This window comes from Streptomyces sp. NBC_00273, from assembly GCF_036178145.1.
GTDB lineage: Bacteria > Actinomycetota > Actinomycetes > Streptomycetales > Streptomycetaceae > Streptomyces.
This window is the reverse complement of sequence record NZ_CP108067.1, coordinates 9,945,667-9,963,111: the sequence shown is the minus strand read 5'-3', so window position 1 is coordinate 9,963,111 and position 17,445 is coordinate 9,945,667. Positions and strand designations below refer to the sequence as shown.

General features: G+C 69.3%; 16 protein-coding genes and 2 pseudogenes. 13 read left to right on the top strand and 5 right to left on the bottom strand.

The annotated features are described in order from the left end of the window. Positions 1-189: 189 nt before the first annotated feature. The 8 genes from kdpF to OG386_RS45120 all read left to right on the top strand — a co-directional run bounded on the left by kdpF (position 190) and on the right by OG386_RS45120 (position 8,801). Positions 190-279: a K(+)-transporting ATPase subunit F gene (gene kdpF, locus OG386_RS45155; RefSeq protein WP_107093322.1), complete on the top strand. Its 90-nt coding sequence runs from the start codon at positions 190-192 to the stop codon at positions 277-279. 2 nt (positions 280-281) lie between these two features. Then, the gene (locus OG386_RS45150) at positions 282-2,825 is read left to right on the top strand and encodes a sensor histidine kinase (protein WP_328793042.1); all 2,544 of its coding nucleotides are present in this window, start codon (positions 282-284) and stop codon (positions 2,823-2,825) included. A 5-nt stretch (positions 2,826-2,830) separates the two neighbouring features. Beyond that, a complete protein-coding gene (locus tag OG386_RS45145) occupies positions 2,831-4,756 on the top strand; it encodes an NAD-binding protein (protein WP_328793041.1) in 1,926 nt (641 codons plus the stop codon). 55 nt (positions 4,757-4,811) lie between these two features. Further along, on the top strand, positions 4,812-5,255 hold the full coding sequence (locus OG386_RS45140; protein WP_328793040.1) for a hypothetical protein: 444 nt from the start codon (positions 4,812-4,814) through the stop codon (positions 5,253-5,255). Beyond that, complete coding sequence (locus tag OG386_RS45135) at positions 5,255-7,318, top strand: hypothetical protein (RefSeq protein ID WP_328793039.1); 2,064 nt, start codon at positions 5,255-5,257, stop codon at positions 7,316-7,318. The genes OG386_RS45140 and OG386_RS45135 overlap by 1 nt, the downstream gene beginning before the upstream one ends. After that, positions 7,315-7,845 (top strand): hypothetical protein, encoded by a 531-nt coding sequence (locus OG386_RS45130; protein WP_328793038.1) that lies wholly within the window; start codon positions 7,315-7,317, stop codon positions 7,843-7,845. The genes OG386_RS45135 and OG386_RS45130 overlap by 4 nt, the downstream gene beginning before the upstream one ends. Before the next feature lie 62 nt (positions 7,846-7,907). Next, a complete protein-coding gene (locus tag OG386_RS45125) occupies positions 7,908-8,132 on the top strand; it encodes a hypothetical protein (protein WP_214346505.1) in 225 nt (74 codons plus the stop codon). Between the two features lie 111 nt (positions 8,133-8,243). Further along, positions 8,244-8,801, top strand: coding sequence for a hypothetical protein (locus tag OG386_RS45120; RefSeq protein WP_328793037.1), 558 nt, complete (start codon positions 8,244-8,246; stop codon positions 8,799-8,801). A gap of 46 nt (positions 8,802-8,847) precedes the next feature. Here the strand turns inward: OG386_RS45120 and OG386_RS45115 are convergent, their stop codons facing one another. From OG386_RS45115 to OG386_RS45105, 3 genes are all read right to left on the bottom strand, one after another. Then, a complete protein-coding gene (locus tag OG386_RS45115; protein ID WP_328793036.1) occupies positions 8,848-11,379 on the bottom strand; it encodes a sensor histidine kinase in 2,532 nt (843 codons plus the stop codon). A gap of 206 nt (positions 11,380-11,585) precedes the next feature. Next, positions 11,586-11,894 carry a hypothetical protein gene (locus OG386_RS45110; RefSeq protein ID WP_328793035.1) on the bottom strand — a complete coding sequence of 103 codons (309 nt, stop codon included), beginning with the start codon at positions 11,892-11,894 and terminating at the stop codon, positions 11,586-11,588. Positions 11,895-12,002: 108 nt separating this feature from the next. Continuing rightward, on the bottom strand, positions 12,003-13,082 hold the full coding sequence (locus OG386_RS45105) for an amino acid permease (protein ID WP_328793034.1): 1,080 nt from the start codon (positions 13,080-13,082) through the stop codon (positions 12,003-12,005). A gap of 381 nt (positions 13,083-13,463) precedes the next feature. Between OG386_RS45105 and OG386_RS45100 the strand changes: the two genes are divergently transcribed. The 4 genes from OG386_RS45100 (at position 13,464) to OG386_RS45085 (ending at position 15,317) form a co-directional block, all read left to right on the top strand. Further along, entirely contained in the window at positions 13,464-13,685 is a 222-nt protein-coding gene (locus OG386_RS45100; RefSeq protein WP_323185428.1) for an Hsp20 family protein, read from the top strand. Continuing rightward, complete coding sequence (locus OG386_RS45095) at positions 13,682-13,900, top strand: hypothetical protein (RefSeq protein ID WP_328793596.1); 219 nt, start codon at positions 13,682-13,684, stop codon at positions 13,898-13,900. Before OG386_RS45100 ends, OG386_RS45095 begins: the two co-directional genes overlap by 4 nt. After that, positions 13,897-14,940 carry a 1-phosphofructokinase family hexose kinase gene (locus OG386_RS45090; protein WP_328793569.1) on the top strand — a complete coding sequence of 348 codons (1,044 nt, stop codon included), beginning with the start codon at positions 13,897-13,899 and terminating at the stop codon, positions 14,938-14,940. The genes OG386_RS45095 and OG386_RS45090 overlap by 4 nt, the downstream gene beginning before the upstream one ends. A gap of 176 nt (positions 14,941-15,116) precedes the next feature. Beyond that, the gene (locus OG386_RS45085) at positions 15,117-15,317 is read left to right on the top strand and encodes a DUF5988 family protein (protein ID WP_326586582.1); all 201 of its coding nucleotides are present in this window, start codon (positions 15,117-15,119) and stop codon (positions 15,315-15,317) included. Positions 15,318-15,598: 281 nt separating this feature from the next. Here the strand turns inward: OG386_RS45085 and OG386_RS45080 are convergent, their stop codons facing one another. Then, a complete protein-coding gene (locus tag OG386_RS45080; protein WP_328793595.1) occupies positions 15,599-16,027 on the bottom strand; it encodes an EF-hand domain-containing protein in 429 nt (142 codons plus the stop codon). Here OG386_RS45080 and OG386_RS45075 point away from each other — a divergent pair. Continuing rightward, a pseudogene (locus tag OG386_RS45075) lies at positions 16,004-16,207 on the top strand (IS5/IS1182 family transposase); the annotation flags it as partial. The gene OG386_RS45080 and the pseudogene OG386_RS45075 sit on opposite strands and share 24 nt — an antisense overlap. Positions 16,208-16,284: 77 nt before the next feature. Here OG386_RS45075 and OG386_RS45070 read toward each other — a convergent pair. Next, a pseudogene (locus OG386_RS45070) lies at positions 16,285-17,409 on the bottom strand (PEP/pyruvate-binding domain-containing protein); the annotation flags it as partial. Positions 17,410-17,445: the final 36 nt, after the last annotated feature.

Genomic DNA, 17,445 nt, shown 5'->3' with positions numbered 1-17,445 from the left:
GGACCATGCGGTCACGCGACGCCGACCAGGCTTCCCGGCACACCGCCTTCACCCTATCGATGCAACGGCCGTCAATACACCGTCAAAGTCCCAGTCGACTCGCGTCAGGAGTGCGTCAGGGCCGTTTCCTTCGCGGCGTCGTTGCTGTTCGCTGGTGAAGTTGAGGACGTGCGGAGGAGTCGGGTACGGGTGAGCACGGAAACTGTCGTAGGCATCATCGTCGCGGTCAGCCTGGTCGGGTACCTGGTCCTGGCCTTGTTCTTCCCCGAGAAGTTCTGAGCATGACGACCACGCACGAGGCGGGCCCGGTGGCCGACGCGGGACACCCTGCCGTACGGCCGGGGAGGCTCAAGGTCTTTCTGGGTGCGGCCCCCGGCGTCGGCAAGACGTACCGGATGCTCGACGAGGCACACCGCCGGGCCGCCCGCGGCGCGGATGTGGTGGCCGGTTTCGTGGAGTGCCACCGGCGCCGGCACACCGAGGAGAAGCTCGACGGCCTGGAGATCCTCACTCCGGCCGAACAGGAATACCGTGGCGGCCGGTACACGGAGCTGGACCGGGAAGCGCTGCTGGCGAGGCGGCCGCAGGTGGTGCTGATCGACGAACTCGCCCATACCAATGTCCCTGGGGGCGGCCGGCACCCGAAGCGGTGGCAGGACGTCGAGGACATCCTCTCCGCCGGGATCGATGTCGTCACCACGCTCAACATCCAGCACCTTGAGTCGCTGAGCGACGTCGTCGAGAAGATAACCGGAGTCCCGCAGCGCGAGACGGTGCCCGACGAGTTCGTGCGCCGCGCCCATGAGGTCGAGCTGGTCGACATACCCCCCGAGGGACTTCGGCGCCGCATGGCACACGGCAACATCTATCCCCCGGAGCGGATCGACGCCTCGCTCGCCAACTACTTCCGCCCCGGCAATCTCATCGCGCTGCGGGAGCTGGCCCTGCTGTGGCTGGCCGGGAGGGTGGACGAGGCCCTCCACAAGTACCGTACCGAGCACGGCATCGGGGACGTCTGGGAGACCCGCGAACGCGTCGTGGTCGCCCTCACCGGCGGCCCCGAGGGCGAGACCCTCATCCGTCGCGCGGCACGCATCGCCGGCCGGTCCGCCGGCGGTGAACTGCTCGCCGTGCACATCGCGCGCAGCGACGGGCTCGCCGCCGGGGTCTCGCACGCGGCTCTGGCCGGCCAGCGGGCCCTCGTCGAGCACCTGGGCGGCACCTACCACTCCGTCGTCGGCGACGAAGTACCCACCGCACTGGTGGACTTCGCGACGGCGGAGAACGCCACCCAGCTCGTCCTCGGTACGAGCCGCCGCCGTCGGCTGGAACGTTTCCTCACCGGACGCGGGATCGGCGAGACCGTCGTGGCGCTGTCCGAGGACATCGACGTCCACATGGTCACGCACGAGCGGGCGGGCCACGGCCGGCTGCTCCCGTCCCGGCGCCGCACTCTCCCCACCTCCCGGCTCATCGCCGGACCCGTGGCCGGCGTGGTGCTCCCGGTGCTGCTCACCCTCGGCCTCGACCGCATGCGCGGCACACTGAACCTCACCAGCGAGGCGCTGCTCTTCCTGGTGGCCGTCGTGTGCGTGGCCTGCATCGGCGGAGTGGCCTCCGCCCTGATCGCGGCGCTGACCGCCGCACTGCTCCTCAACTACTGGTTCATGCCGCCCATAGGCGAGTTCACCATGAGCGACCCGGACAGCGTGCTGGCGTTGGTGGTCTTCGCCGTCGTCGCCGCCACCGTGGCCGCCGCGGCGGACAGGTCCTTGCGGCTCTCCCGCCGTGCGGCTCGGGCCACGGCCGAGGCGGAGACGATGTCGTCCCTCGCCGGCAGCATCGTCCGCGGCGACCAGACGATCCCGGCGCTGCTGGAACGTACGCGTGAAACCTTCGGCATGGACACCGTCGAGCTGGCTCCCGAAGCCCCCGGCAAGGGCGGCGCGACGGACCCCGCCCTCGTGGTGGCGGCGGGCCCCGAGTCCTTCCTCGTCCTGCGCGGCCGTACGCTGCCGTCCTCCGAACGCCGCGTGCTCGCCGCCTTCGCCGCGCACGTCGGCGCGGCCGTCGAGCGGGCCCGGCTGGCCGAGGCCGCCGCCGAGGTCGAACCCATCAAGGCGGCCGACCGCCTACGCACCGCCCTGCTCCGGGCCGTCAGCCACGACCTGCGGACCCCCTTGGCAGGGGCGCTGGCCGCGGTCAGCTCACTGCGCAACCAGGAGATCGAGTTCTCTGCCGAGGACCGCGCGGAACTCCTGGCGTCCGCCGAGGTGTCCCTGAACCGGCTCAACCGCCTGGTGGAGAACCTGCTCGATCTCAGCCGCCTCCAAGCCGGCGCCCTCGCGCTCGACCTGCGAGCCACCACACTGGAGGAAGTCCTGCCGGCCGCGCTGGACTCGCTGGACCTGACGCCCGATGGCGGGCCCGCCGTCGATGTGCAGAACCTCGAATCGGTACCGGCGCTTCAGGCCGACCCACCGTTGCTGGAACGGGTGCTGGCCAACCTCGTCGGCAACGCGGTCCGCCACGCACCCGCGGAGCGCCCGGTGCTGGTGACAGCCAGCGCCCTGGCCGGGCGGGTCGACATCAGGATCGCCGACCGGGGCCCCGGGATCGCCGCCGACGACCGCGAGCGTGCCTTCGAACCGTTCCAGCGCCTCGGCGACCGCGACAACACCGCCGGACTCGGCCTCGGCCTCGCCCTGGCCAGGGGACTCACCGAGGCCATGGACGGCACTCTCACACCCGAGGACACCCCCGGCGGAGGACTGACCATGGTCCTGTCCCTGCCCGTCGCCACCGATGCGGCAGGGCGGTTCTGACCGGCATGTCCTCGACCCTCCACCTCCGAGCGGAACTCGGGCAGCGCTCCGCGCACGTGATTATTTGTGGTGACGACGGCCTCGCGCACCGTCTGGCACAGGAGCTCGACGCCGTGTGCGGCGAGGCCGTCACGGTCGTCCTGCCTTCGCGCCGCGAGGGGCACGGCGCCGAGGTCGTCGCCCTGCACCGGGATCCGCACTCCCCCGTGGAGCTGCTCATCTCCGCGCGGCCCGACGAGCAGACCCTCCGGGAGGCCGGCGTCGAGCGTGCCGCGGCGCTTGCCCTCACCTACGGCGACGACCAGATCAACATGACCGCTGCCCTTCTCGCCCGCAGCATCAATCCCTCCGTGCGCCTGGTCATCCGCATGTTCAACCGGGACCGCGGTCGCCATCTCGAACTGCTCCTCGACCGGGCAGCAGCCGCTCACGCCGGGTACGACGACGCGTTCATCGACGCATCCACGACGGTGCTTTCCGACGCCGACACGGCCGTCCCCGAACTGGTGGCCGCCGCGGCGGTCGGGCACGGGCCCACCCTCCAGGTCGAGGGCAAGGTGTTCCGCGGAGTGGTCCGCCCCGCCGGAACCCCGCCCCACGCGACGGACCTGGCCACGCTCGCCGTTCTCTCCGGTACGCACATGGACGATCCGCTGGGCGAGGACAGCGCGGAAACGCCGGGTGCCAACGGCACCCAGCTGCTGCCCGACACCGCGACCGCCTACCACCGGCAGTTCACGCACGGCCGGCTCATGCTCGAGGAGGTGACCCACCACCACGCGCCGGCGGCCCCCGCCAGGCGGCGGGCCTATCGGGGCTGGCTGAGCGACCGGCTCGGGCACCTGCCCTGGAGGATCTTCGTCTCCCGTGAAGTGACCGCCGTCTTCGGGGTGCTCGCCGCGGCTGTGATGCTACTGGCCACGGCGACGGCCGTCGTGGAGGACGGACCGTTGTGGAAGTCGGTGTACCTGCCGCTGCTGGACATTTTCACCATGGGCGACCCGGCAACCGAAGAGTCCACGGCCCGCCAGGTCCTCCAGCTCATCGCGGGTTTCGTCGGCCTGGCCGTACTACCTCTCGTCGTGGCCGCCGCCATGAACGCCACCCTGGCCTTCCGCACGGCATCGGCCAACCACGTACCGGATACGGGTCTGCACGACCACATCGTCCTGGTCGGCCTCGGCAAGATCGGCACGCGCGTCCTGGCGCAGCTGTGTACGACCGACCACAAGGTCGTGGTCATCGAGCGGGACCCGCAGGCCCGAGGGGTCGCGCTGGCACGCGAGCTCGGAGTGCACCTGCTGCTCGAGGACGCCGCCGCTCCCGGGGTCCTCGATCTCGCCCGCATCGGCACCGGCAAGTCGCTCCTCGTCCTCACGCATGACGACGGCGTGAACCTCGACATCGTGATGGCCGCACGCGAGAGCAACCCCCGTGTGCGCGCCGTGATGCGCCTGTACGGCGACGACTTCGCCGCCACCGTCTCCCGCACCATGCGCGCCGGTTACCCGGACGCGCTCACCCGCAGCCGCAGCGTCTCGGCGCTGGCCGCGCCCTCCTTCGCCGCCGCGATGATGGGCCGCCACGTGCTGGGGGTCATGCCGGTGGAGCGCGGATCCCTGCTCTTCACCGTCGTGGACGTCGCCGGCCACCCGGAACTCGAAGGGCACTCCATACACGAGGCCTTCAAGGAACACGAGTGGCGCGTACTCGCCGTCGGCCCCGCGACCAGCCGCCGGTCGGCCTCCTCGACGGACACGCTCGGCGGATTCCGCACGGACCGGCCTGCCTTCAACTGGCGACCACCACACGGACGGGTCCTGCGCCACGACGACCGCGTCGTGCTGGTGACCACACGCCGCGGCCTGGACATTCTGATGACCGGTGTCCAGCCACGCCCCGCAGGCCGCCGGCCTCATCCGGCCCAATGATCTCGCTTGGACCGAACTCGCTCACCGATCAAGTCACTTTCACCACGGGGGTCCTATGTCATTCGATGCCGAATGGGCAGAGCTCAAGTCAGCCGCTGCTGCGAACCAGACGGCAATGCAGCTCAATCAGCTCGATCCCGGAGGGGGCGGCGGGCCCGGGCCACAGGGGGATCTGGTGGTCACCCAGAAGGACCTGGCGGCAGTAGGTAACGCCGCATTCAAGCTGCGGCAAAGGCTCGGCACCGATGGGGACCATGCCAAGGCCAGTACGCACGAGGCGGCCGGCTCCTTGAAGAAGGACTTCGCTCTGGGGACCGCCCTCTCGACGCTCGCGGACAAGTGGCACGACCAGGTGGGAACGCTGCTGGACGCCTGCGCCCACATTTCCAACCACCTCGACTACACGCAGAACGCGCACGCCGAAGGCGAGTACTGGATCGCCACCCAGTTCAAGTTCGCGCAGCTCAATACAGGATTCGAGGAAAGGGCGCAGCACTGATGGACCTGGACGCACTGCGTTTCGCGGACTTCTCGAAGCTGTCAACCGCCGTCGCGGACTGGACGGCCATGGCCACGAAATTGTGGGAGCTGGAGTCGGATGCCCGTGGCGACCTCGGCGGTAAAGCCGCGAAGGCCGACTGGGCTGGGGTGAACGCGACCGTGACCCGGGAGTTCATCGGCAAGACCGCCAAGGAGTTCGCCGACGCCGCCACCGAGGCCACCAGTATCGGGAACATCCTGCGTGACACCCACGGTGAGCTCGTCGACTACAAGGCCAGGCTGAACGAGGCCGTCCGGCGCGGGCTGGAGAAGAACCTCACCGTGGTGCCGGCGGGCAATGGCGGCTTCACCGTCACGATGAACATCCACCCCGACCGCGCCGCCAAGGGCACGACGGTGCCCGAGCACACCGAGGCCGATGCGACCGCCCTCCGCGACGAGGTACAGCGGATCCTCGAGGGCGCCACCGAGAGCGACACGACGGCTGCCCAGGCGCTGACCATGCTGGTCAGCCAGACCCCGTACGGCTTCTCCGACGCCGCCTACTACGACCGCGACCGCGCCGCGGACGCCATGAAGGACGCCGACCGGATCGCGAAACTCCTGAAGACCAAGGGCGACGACATGTCCCCCGAGGAGTTCGACAAGCTCAATGCCGACCTGGCCAAGTACAAGGACGACCGGCTCTTCCAGGAGAAGCTCGCCACCACCATCGGCCCGCGCGGCCTGCTCGACTTCTGGGCGGACCTTGCCGACCCCTCCGACGGCGGCACCCTGCAGCGCTCCCGCCACGACCAGCTCGGCGACTTCCAGCGCAACCTCTCCCTCACCCTGGCCGGCGCCACCCAGTCCGACAGCCCGGCCATGCGCACCTGGGAGAACGACATGGTCAAGCTGGGCGAGGAGCGCATCCAGACCCGCGGCAGCCAGGTCTACGGCTACCAGGTGATGAGCAACCTCATGCGCAGCGGCGACTGGGACAACCGCTTCCTGAACGACTACGGCAACGCACTCGTCGCCACCGAGAAGAAGATGAAGCTCCCGGCCAACTACTGGAACGTCGGCGTGCCACCGGTGCCCAAGATGAACTTCATCGGCGAGGACTTCGGCCGCGACCCCATGACCGGCTTCATGACCGCCCTGGCCGCCAGCCCGAACGCCGCAACGGAGTTCTTCAACGCGACGCAGCCCACCGACAACGCCCAGTACGTCCTCGGCGACCGGCAGACCTTCGACGACACGCCCCTCAACACCAAGGACGGCAACGCCGCACGGGATGCCACGGGCGCCGCCCTGGTCTCTGCCGCCACGGGAGTCGACCCCAACAACATGACAACGCGTCCCGACGACCTCACACCTGAACACCGCCAGGTTCTGGACCGCTCCCTGAAGTACCTCTCCGAGCGCGGCGACGAGTTCCCGTCCGAGATGCGCGACGACATGGCCAAGGTCCTCTCCGCCCACAGCGATGTCGTACACCACTCGGCCAGCGCCATGTCGGACACGCCGGACGACCCCCGCCAGCTCGACCGCCACCACCTCCTGGAGGTGAGCAAGCAGGTCTCCCGCGACCAGAACTCCTACGGCATGCTCAACGAGGCCATGAACCGAGAAATGATCAAAGACATCCACGCAGAACACCCGCGTGACCCCAACGAGACGCTGCAAGATGCGGGCCGTACGGTCGGCTTCCTCGAAGAGGCCCGCTACCAGGCCCTCAAGACCGACAAGGATGACCCCACGTGGGAAGCCAAGTGGCGTTACCACGGCTTCGGCGGAGCCGCCAACTTCATCCCCGTGGTCGGCGACATAGCGCAACGAGGTGTCGACGCCCTCGCCTACCAGTGGCAGCTCGACGAACAGGCGCGGATCGACGCGGGAGTCCAGGACCAGAACGCGAAGACGTTCACGCACCGGGAGAACCAGCTGAGGGCTCTCTCCGAGGAATGGGCCAAGGCGAACCCCGGGCACCCCTACACGCCGCGCACGCTGGAGCAGGAGATCAACACGTCCGCAGTGACGGGGAACGTCGCTGCCAAGGGTCTGGCAGGCACCCAGTGAAGCGCCTGCGCACGGCCATGACGGCCGCCGCGGGGGCCGCGGCACTGATCTCCGTGACCGGGTGCAGCGAGAGCAGGGAGTACGCACTGCCGGACGGCATATGCGGCGTGGCCGTCGATCCGGCCCTCATCGCACCGCTGCTTCCGCCTGGCGCCAAGCTGGAGCAGTCGACGTACGCAGCCAGGCCGCACGCTCCGCGGTGCGAACTGACCGTGGACAAGAACACCGTCCTGACCGTGAAAGGCGACGTGACCACGGCGGACGAAGACGTCATCGGTGGCATCGGACAGCGCTTGGCAAGCTCCGGCGATCCCGCACAGATCGACGTGGGCGACGCTGCCCGCGTTGCCGACTCCATGGCCGTCGCCGTCGCACGGTGCACTTACGAGGGCAAACCCAGCCAGTTCGTCGTCGAGATCTACCCGCCCATCAAGGCCTCCGACGTACCCGCACGCCGTGAGGCCCTCACCCGTCTCATGACCGTGTACTTCCCCGCGGCCCAGAAGGCAGTGGGCTGCGCCTCCTGACCGCAATGGCCGCTGGGGAATGCGCGCCTCCCCATACCTTCGACCCAGCTAGGACGCAGCCTGTGCATCACGACGACGAACCGGTCTTCAAGCGGAGCAAGTGGGGAACGAACCGCTACTACTACAACCCTCGCAACCCCGTCGGGCTCGCCCTCATCGTCATCACCGTGCTCGTCGTCGGGACGCTGCTGATCCTCATGGCCAACCGGGCCGGACCGTTCGAGCCACCGCCTGCCCCCGCACCGTGGAATCCCGCGCCGGTCACCACCGGCCCGCCAGGCCACTGAACGGCCTGGGGTTGGTCTCGAACCGGAGCGCCGTCAAAATGCCGTAGCCATCACATCAGCGGTGCGTCAGGGTCCGGTGTCGAGGCCCGTACCGGCCCTAACGTCACCCCCATGGGACGACGTTTCACGCAGTCCGCAACCGGTGCTCACGCCGGCGCGGAGCCTCGAGGGCCTATCACACGCGACATCCACTGGGCCGGCGAGATGCGCTCGGCCATCGGTGTCGCGTCCCTCCTGTACTCGGCCCTGCTCGCCATGGACGCGGGTTTCGGCAAGCTCGACGCGACCCGCGGCGCCCTCTGGACCGGCCTGGCCGCCCTCCTCTTCGTGATCCTGCTGCCGTCCAAGGTCTCCGTAGGCCCCGGTCTGCTGAGCGCCCGAGGACTGCTGGTGGAACGCACTGTCCGCACCGCCTCCCTCGTCTCGGTCAGGTGGTCCGACGGGGTGGCCCAGCGGATGATCCTCCGCGACACGGAGGGAAGCCAGGTCGAGATCGATCCGACCGTCCTGGCCCGCAATCCCGCGATGTGGCGCCGCCTCGACACGGACACCCGCACATCGATCCGGCGCGGCACTCTGCTGCGCGGCGAGACCGCCCTGCGCCGGCTGGCAGAGCGTATCGACCGCGAGACGGCCCTCACAGTCTTCAAGGTCTCAGGCCTGCAGTGATCAACGGTCGGTGACTTTAGTGCACCCGGGCAGTGGCTGACGCGAGTCACTGACCCTCCGCCGGGGACGGCGCAGCCGGGGTGATCGGCCGCCGGGAGGCCGCCGCCGGAAGCGTGAGCGTCACGGCAAAGCCGGGGCCGACGGCTGCGGTTTCAAGGGTGCCCCCCATGGTCTCCGTGAGGTCACGGCACATCCGCAGGGTCAGACTGTCCGGCGTGCGACTCGGATGTGTGCCGCATTCCGCGCCCTGCACAGCGCCGTTGGTGCCGTCCGTCATGTAGATCTCCACCTGACCAGCCCGGGTTTTGCCTGTCAGCCGCGCGGGCCGGTCCGGCGGGCTGTGGCGCTGGGCCTCGGCCGCCAAGGCGGTCAGCACGCGCGTGAGCACAGCCGCGTCGGCGATCACGTCAGGCAGCAGCTCCGGCAGGCTGCATTGGATCGTATGGCCACCGGGACCCAGGTCGTCCAGAACGGCGGTCAGCAGCTCGTCGAGATCGACCGGTCGCAGATACAGATCCAGCGCCCCGGCGTGCAGACGGCTCAACTCGTCGAGATCCGAGAGAAGCTGGACCGCACGCTGCACCGACGACCGGGCTGTGGCGAGGTTCCGGCTCTCCCTCGTATCCGTGCCGACGCCGACGCCGACGCCGAGGCCATCCAGCGCTTCGTCGGCTGTGCGCAGTGGGCCGCGCAGATCGCGGCTCGCGGTGAGGAGGAGCGAGGCCCTGGTGTGCTCGGCTGCGGCGCGCAGGCCCGTTTCGGCATCGTGGGCAGCAAGCCGGCCGTGCGAGTAGGCCATGCCCAACTGGGCCGCGCACGCTCCCAGTACGCGCTGGTCGTCGCTGCTCAGCGGGCGCCCTCGGGCAGCCAAGGTGAGGTCGTCGCCGACGGGGCTGTCCACATCCGCGTCGTACGGGCGCTCGGGTGGATCCTCGCCTGTGCTGGCGATGACGTACCAGCGGGGCTCGGCGGCATGCCCCGTATCCCGTTCCAGCAGGCTCACCGCTTCCAGGCTGAAGTCCTCCCGTACCTGTTCGAGCAAGGCCGGCAGGTCCTGGCCGTGCATCATGGCGGTGGCCAGCCGACTCAGTGCCCGGGCCTCGGCGCTCGCGCGGACGGCCTGGTACGTGCTGCGTGCGGCCGCACCCGCGGCCATGCCGACGATGACGGCCGTGAGGACGTACACCACCAGCGCTATGACGTCGGCGAGGTGCTGGACGCGCAACGAGTGCATCGGCGGGGTGAAGTAGTAGTCGGCGAGCAGTCCCGCGGCAAGAGCGGCCACCAGTGCGGGAACGAGGCCACCGACCAGGGCGATCACGACAACGGCGAGCAGGTAGAGCACCAGGGCGAGGGAGAGATCCACGTGCTCGCCCAGGAGAACCAGGAGGGCGGTCAGGCCCGGGAGCGTGATCGCCGCGAGCAGCATCGCCGTCCAGAAGCGCCGTGGGCCGGTGGCGCGGCTCGGGTGCGGCAGTCGCAGCGGGGAAGTCGAGCCGGCGGCGTGCTCATGGGTGATCACGAGTACGTCGATGGGGCCGGATCGCCGGATCGTCCGGTGCCCCACACCGCCGCGGAGGAACGTGGAGAGCCTTCCGCGGCGGCTCGCGCCCAGCACGATCTGCGTGACGTTCTCGGCCTCCGCGAACTGGAGCAGCGCCTCGGGGATGTCGTCGCCGGTGGTCTGGTGGTAGCTGCCGCCCAGTGACTCCACCAGGGCCCGCTGGGCGGCGAGGGTGGCCGGATCGCCGTGGGTGAGGCCGTCGCTCGGTACGACGTGCAATGCCAGCAGCTCACTGCCGGGGACTCGGGCGCTGATCCGGGTGCTGCGGCGGATCAGAGTTTCTCCCTCGGGGCCGCCGGTGAGGGCAACCATGATGCGCTCGCGGGTTTCCCAGGGGGTGGTGATGCCGTGTTCCGCGCGGTAGCGCTGCAGTCCTTCCTCGACGCGGTCGGCGAGCCACAGGAGGGCGAGTTCGCGCAGGGCCGTGAGGTTGCCGACGCGGAAGTAGTGGGTGAGGGCGGCCTCGATGCGGTCCGAGGGATAGATCTCGCCGTGCAGCATGCGTCGGCGCAGCAGCTCGGGCGGCAGGTCCACCAGTTCGATCTGGTCCGCGCGGCGTGCCACCTCGTCGGGCAGGGTCTCGCGCTGCGGGACACCAGTGATCTGCCGGACCACATCACCCAGAGACTCCAGGTGCTGCACGTTGAGCGTGGTGACAACGTCGATCCCCGCATCGAGAAGGTCCTCAACGTCCTGCCATCGCTTGGCATGGCGGGACCCGGGCACATTGGTGTGGGCCAGTTCGTCGACCAGGGCGGCCTGCGGGCGGCGGGCGAGCACCCCGTCTAGGTCCATCTCGGTGAAGCTCGCCCCCCGGTACTCCATGGTTCGCCGGGAAATGATCTCCAGCCCCTCGGCGAGGGCAGCGGTGGGCCGTCGCCCGTGCGGCTCGACGAAACCGACCACCACGTAGGCGCCTGCCTGGGCCAGACGCTGCCCTTCCTCGAGCATCGCGTATGTCTTTCCGACCCCGGGGGCGGCCCCGAGGTAGATCCGCAATCGCCCACGCGCCATCGACGGACTCCTGCCCGCTCGTCACACCCCCTCGGCCCCCGCATCCCATGGTGCGCCCAACCGCGCTCCCGCGCTCGCAATCCGCGCGCAGGATCGCCGGTCAGACGCCCCGATACGAGAAACGGCTGCTCTCGGGCGGCATGGCTTCCCCACACACGGTGTCGAGGACGGCGGCGAGGCAGCGAATCGGACCGTCGTCCCCGGGCTCAGCCTCCTTGGCCGGTGCCTCTCGGACGCTGCGCACGCGTGATCAACACCAGGGCGAACAGCAACACCACGGTGCCGGGCATGGTGAATACAGTGCGGTAGGCGGAATCGACCGCCAGGAGACCGATCAGCTGGGTGCCCAGCGCGATCGCGATCAGGAGTTGCGCCCAGCCGAAAAGCCTGACGCGGACGATGTGCCGCCGCTGCCAGGGCAGCAGCCAGCCCCTGCTGAGTGTGGCGATGCCGGAGCCGGCGAGCAGTAGCGCTGTGACAGCGATCAGTGCGCCGATGCCGTAACGGATCCCCATGCGGGCGCTCCTTTCAGTGGGTGTGTGCCATGGGTGATTGTTGTGGGCCGTAGGAGGGCCCGGCCGACCGGGCCTGCGGATCGTGGTCGATGTACTGACCGCTTCGGATCAGTCGGCTTCGGCACGGGCTTCCACGTCCTCGATGTCGGAAGGACGTCCGGCTCGGACCCAGCGGAGGTAGAAGGCTCCGCCGATGGCGAGGGTGGCGACCAGGGAGAGGATGGGCCAGCCGCGGAGGAGGTTCGCCAGGAGGGTGAAGGCCACCGCGACGGCCGCCATGGCATTCAGCCAGGCGAGGGCGGGCTTGCGCTCGGTGCGGGCGAAGCGGGTCATGGCCAGCAGCCCGACGAGGAAGCTGACGAAGACCGCGACCGCGTAGAAGAGGACGAGTTCCTGCTCCTCCCCTGCCGCGGCCACGATGATCACTGCCGCCGCTGCCAGGTAGACGAGGACGGACCAGTACGGGGTGTGGTGGCGGTTCGTCCGGCCCAGCACCGACGGGAGGACGCCCGGGTGGTCCGGGGATCCGGCGAGGGCCTTGAGGAGTCCGGGGCCGGCCTGGAACGAGGAGCTCGCGGCAGCCAGGAGCAGGAGGGAGCTGGTGAGCTGGAAGGCTCCGTAGAGCCAGCCGGATCCGGTGGCGGCGTGGGCGATGTCGGCGATCTGGGTGGAGTCCTTGCCCGGGATGCCGATGTGGAGGCGCACGGCGAGCGCGGTCAGGGCCAGGGTGAGGCCCCCGACGATGATCAGAAGCAGGGCAAGGGTGCCGCGCCCGAAGCGGCGGCGGTGAGTGTCGTCCAGCTGCCCGAGCTGGGCAATGGCCGTGGACGGCGCCTCGATGCCGGTGGCCAGGGCCATCGCGACGGGGAAGGCGAGGACGACCGCAAGGGCGGCGGAGCGGCCCGGGTCGGTCGAGGCCGGGGCCTCGCCGACGGTGTGGGGCGAGACGAAGCCGTGTACGAGTACGGCGACGCAGACGAGTACGAAGAGCACGGTCATGACGGCGAACAGCAGCCGCCCGCCGTGTCCGAACCAGGTCAGCCCGGCGACGACCAGCAGCAGGAGGAGGGCGAGCGGGACACGGAAGGGCGCGGCGGCGGGACATGCGGGTCCGCCTGCGCCGGTACAGCGGAGTCCCAGAGGACCAAGAGCTTGGCGAACAAGCGGGCCGCCTGACGAACTAGCCATTGCCGGTGCCGCACCATCCCGCCCGTCTCGAGCACGCTCGGCACCTCAAGTGATGTCCCTGCTTTGCGGGCGCCCCCCACGCCGGAAGGCCCAGGCTGACCGCACAGCTGCGCCTCATCCGGCCCGACGCGCCCTGGACACCGTCGCAGCGCGGGTGTGAGCAGCCACGCTCATCGGCGGGCTCGTTTACGCCGTCGGCCCCTTCTTGACCGCTCCTGCCGCGCCGGCCCGAAGCTCCTGTAGATCCACATGCCGAGGGACAGGCCCAGCCGGGAGCCGGAATGCGGGTGACATCAGAGTGTTTCAGTATGGAAGTCGGGTCCGACGTGTCGCTGTCCACGGAGGTGAATGCGATGACGCTTCTGGCGCGGCGCCGGACCGGTGGCCCGGTGGAGCTGGACGCGTCCTTCGGCCGCACGCACCAGTTCCCGGGTGTGCCATGGGCGCGGCACGCGCCGCTCCGGCCGATGCGGATACCAGGCCGTGCTCCCCTCGAGAGTGAAATCCGAGGACGTCAGTGCGGCCCTTGCCGACGGCGTGCTCACGATCACCGTCCCCAGGGCCCAAGCAGCCACGGAACGGGGTGGAGAACGGCCGCCGTGAGCCTGAGCGAGCGGACAGCGGGCATTGCCAGGCTCCACGCGCTCAACGCCCGGCACGGTGGTCAGGAGCCGAAGCTGTCCCAGGCAGTGGCCGGGACCGGTATCGACCACGCGTGGGAACAGGTCTCCAACTCCTCCCGCTGCCACGAGCGGAGCCGCGCCCAGCAGGCGGTGCGCCGGGCAAGGGGCAGCGCGACCACCAGGCCACCGCGATGAGCACGGCCGCGACGCCTGACCCCATCACAGCCGGGACTACCGATGGCGCGGATCACTCGGGGAGTGCCTCCGGGCCGTCGATCCTCACCTTGACGATGAATCCTGCAGTCGATCTCTGTTGGGAGGTCGAGCATCTCGAGGACATCGGCAAGAACCGTGCCCGGGTCAGGTCGGTGGCCGCCGGGGGTGGAGGGATCAACGTCGCCCGTCATGTCGTGCGGCTCGGAGGACGAGCCACCGCCTTCCACACCGCCGGAGGCGAGGTCGGCCTGCGCCTGAACCGGCTGCTGGACGAAGAGGGCATCGACCACGTCGCCGTCGACATCGACGACGAAACCCGCGAAGCACTCGTGCTGTTCGAGGCCGAATCGCGCTGCGGCTACCACATCGTGCCACCCGGCCCGCACCTGCACGAGCACGAGGGGCGGCGATCCCTGGATGCGCTGGTGCAAGCCGTTGACGGTTGCCCGTACGTCGTGGCCAGCGGCAGCCTGCCCGGCGGCTTGCCCGACGACTTCTACGCGGCCGTCGCCCGCCGTATCAAGGAAGCCGGATCCCGACTGGTCCTGGACACCTCCGGGCCGGCGCTGCGCAGCGCACTCGCGGAGGGCGTGTTCCTACTCAGGTGCAACCGGACCGAGGCCGAGAGCCTGACCGGCCGGCCCGTCCGCGACTTCGACGATGCCCGGGCCCTCAACGAGCACCTGCTCACGACAGGAGCCGCCGAGATCGCCGTCACCACCCTCGGGGAGCTGGGCGCACTGTGCTCGACCGGCCACGGGCACACCGAGCTCTACGCGCCGCCGCTGCCCGGCGCGCCCCTGAGCGATGCCGGAGCGGGAGACAGCATGGTCGCCGCCCTCATCACACAGCTGGCCGCCGGAGAGGAACCCGTCAGCGCCTGCGCGCTGGGGGTGGCGGTGGCTGCCGCAGCGATGCTCACCCCCAGCACCGAGCCCTTCGACCTGGACGTGGCCCGATCCCTCCGCTCCCAGGTGAGGACCAGGTTCCAGACCGATGCACGACGCCAGGGCGTTTGACCCTGCCCAGCCCCGTGCCGTTTGGTCAGCCCTCTCAACCACATTCCGTTCCCCGTGCTCACAAGCCGACCCTGCCCCCACAACCGAGTCGGGGTGTGGCGCTGCCGGTGGTGCTGAAGCGACGACAGTGCCGACCTCGTGATGCGAGCGGGCCCGCGGTTGGGAAGACTGGAAGCATGGCGACCAAGGCAGTGCTTGAGGGCGGCCCAGACGATCTGCCCGAGCGGATCGTTCCGATCTCCGACCCCGGACAAGACCTGAAGATTCCACACCGCGGCGGGTACGAGCATTTCAAGAACACGTCGCGGCACCAGGACAGCCCGGAGGGACAACTGGCGGTCTACGAGTGGTGGGAACGGACAGAGATCGCCGAATGAAACGGACGGCCAAGGACGCTCGGCCGGTACCTCACCACGGCGGCCGGGATGCGCGGGCTGGCACCGCATGGTGTGCCGCATCGCCGACCCCGATCCAGTCCGGCCGCTCCCCGACGATCCCCGTTGTCTTGGTACTTCGCGGCCGACCTCCTGCCGTTGCCGCTCAAAGCAGCACAGGAACGGCCGCAGACCAAGGGGTCCCACAGCCGACTCTGCACGTCGGTGAAACCCCGATACCCACCTGGCTCACCAGGAAACGCGTCCCCCACTAGGGCTGCCGGTCAGGCCGGTACGGGGAAGGCACGTTGGGGAGTGGCGGTGGTGTAGTAGTTCTCGACCTCGCGGAGGATCTCCTCGTGGGTGATGCGTCCCGTGGGGTCGGTACGGTGTTCGGCCGAGATCAGACGCGCCCGGTGCGGTTCGGCGCCGAGTGCCACCAGTACACGCTCGACCGTCGAGGCGGTGCTGCTCGCCTGTTCTGCGTCGGGGTCGGCCACGTCGAGGACGGCCTGGTGCCAGGGCAGTGCGATGCGGGCGAAGGCTCCCGGGTCCTGGTGCAGGCCGGCCTGGGCGGCGGTGACGAACTCGGCCCGGGTGATCCGCCCGTCGAGGTCGGTGTCGACAAGGCCCGCCATCCCCTCCCAGTAGCAATCGGCGGCGGCCGTCAGCCGCAGACCCGCCTCGCTATCCAAGCGTGTCGACGCCGGCACGTGGAGCGCACCTGCGCCTGGCAGAACGCCTACCACCGCCTCACCCACTGCTACGAACACCGCGCTGCTGTGACCGTCGCCTTCTTCGATCTCGCTGATGTGATCATCGCCGTCCGCAGCCTCATCCGACGCGCCTGGACAACCCATCACTGGGACAACGGCTCAAAGCGGTGCCCTTGAACTCGCCTATCTACGGGCGTTCTTGGCATGACCGCCTGGTGCCGCGCGATTCCCCTCGATCATGCCTGATGGGCCATCGGGATGACCAGCCGGGCCAGCTCCTCACCGTTGACCCGTTCCAGGACTTCGTCCGCCGAAGAGGCCTTCATCGATCAGTTGAGAGGGGATGCTGAAGCCGCCTGCGCGGTACGCTTGCCGACCCGGGCCTCAAGCATCCACAGTGTGCCGTGTTCGATCGTGAACTCGATGTCGCACAGGTCTTGATAGTGGTCTTCCAGCTGTTCCATGTACGCGCGCAGCTGCTGGAACGAGGTCGGGTCGAGGGTGGCCAGCTCGTGGAGCGTCACAGTGTCGCGGACGCCTGAAACGACGTCCTCACCTTGGGCGTTGGGGAGATAGTCGCCGTAGAGGCCGGGACGGCCAGTGGCTGGGTCGCGGGTGAACGCGACGCCACTGCCGGAATCCGTGCCGAGATTCCCGAACACCATCCGTTGGATGGTGACCGCCGCGCCGAGGCCGTCCGCGATGTGTTCGCGCCTGCCGTAGAGGCGGGCACGCTCACTGTTCCACGTGGTGAAGACGGCGAGGATCGCCTCTCGTAGTTGTTCGCGCGGATCCTGCGGGAACTTGCGGCCGGTCCGGTCGAAGATGAGGTCTTTGAACGACTCGACGACCCTGATGAGGTCGCAGGTGTCCAGCCGGGAGTCGTCCACGACGCGGTGCTGCTCCTTGACGCGCTGGAGCATGCCTTCGAAGAGTGTGACGTCGACACCCATGACGGTATTGCCGAACATTTGCACGAGTCGACGGTAGGAGTCCCAGGCGAAGCGCTCCCGCTCGGGGGTCTTACCCAGTCCGAGCACCGACAGGTCGTTCAGACCGATGTCCAGGATGGTCTCCATCATGCCCGGCAGGGAGAACGCCGCCGAGCGGACAGACAGCAGCAGCGGGTCGTCCACCTGCCCCAGCCTCTTGCCGGAGGCACTCTCCAGCGCTGCCAGGTGTTCCCCGATCTGGCGGTCCAGATCCTCCGGGGGCTCGCCGGTGGCCAGGAAGTCACGGCACGCCTCGGTGGTGATGGTGAAGCCGGGCGGAACGGGCAGTCCCATGCGTGCCATCTCCGCGAGGTTGGCACCCTTGTCGCCGAGCAGATCGGCCATGTCACGGCCGCCCTCGGCGAAGTCGTACACGTAGGAACCCATGGCTGCCACCAGCCTCCTCGGCGGAATCGTGCTCTG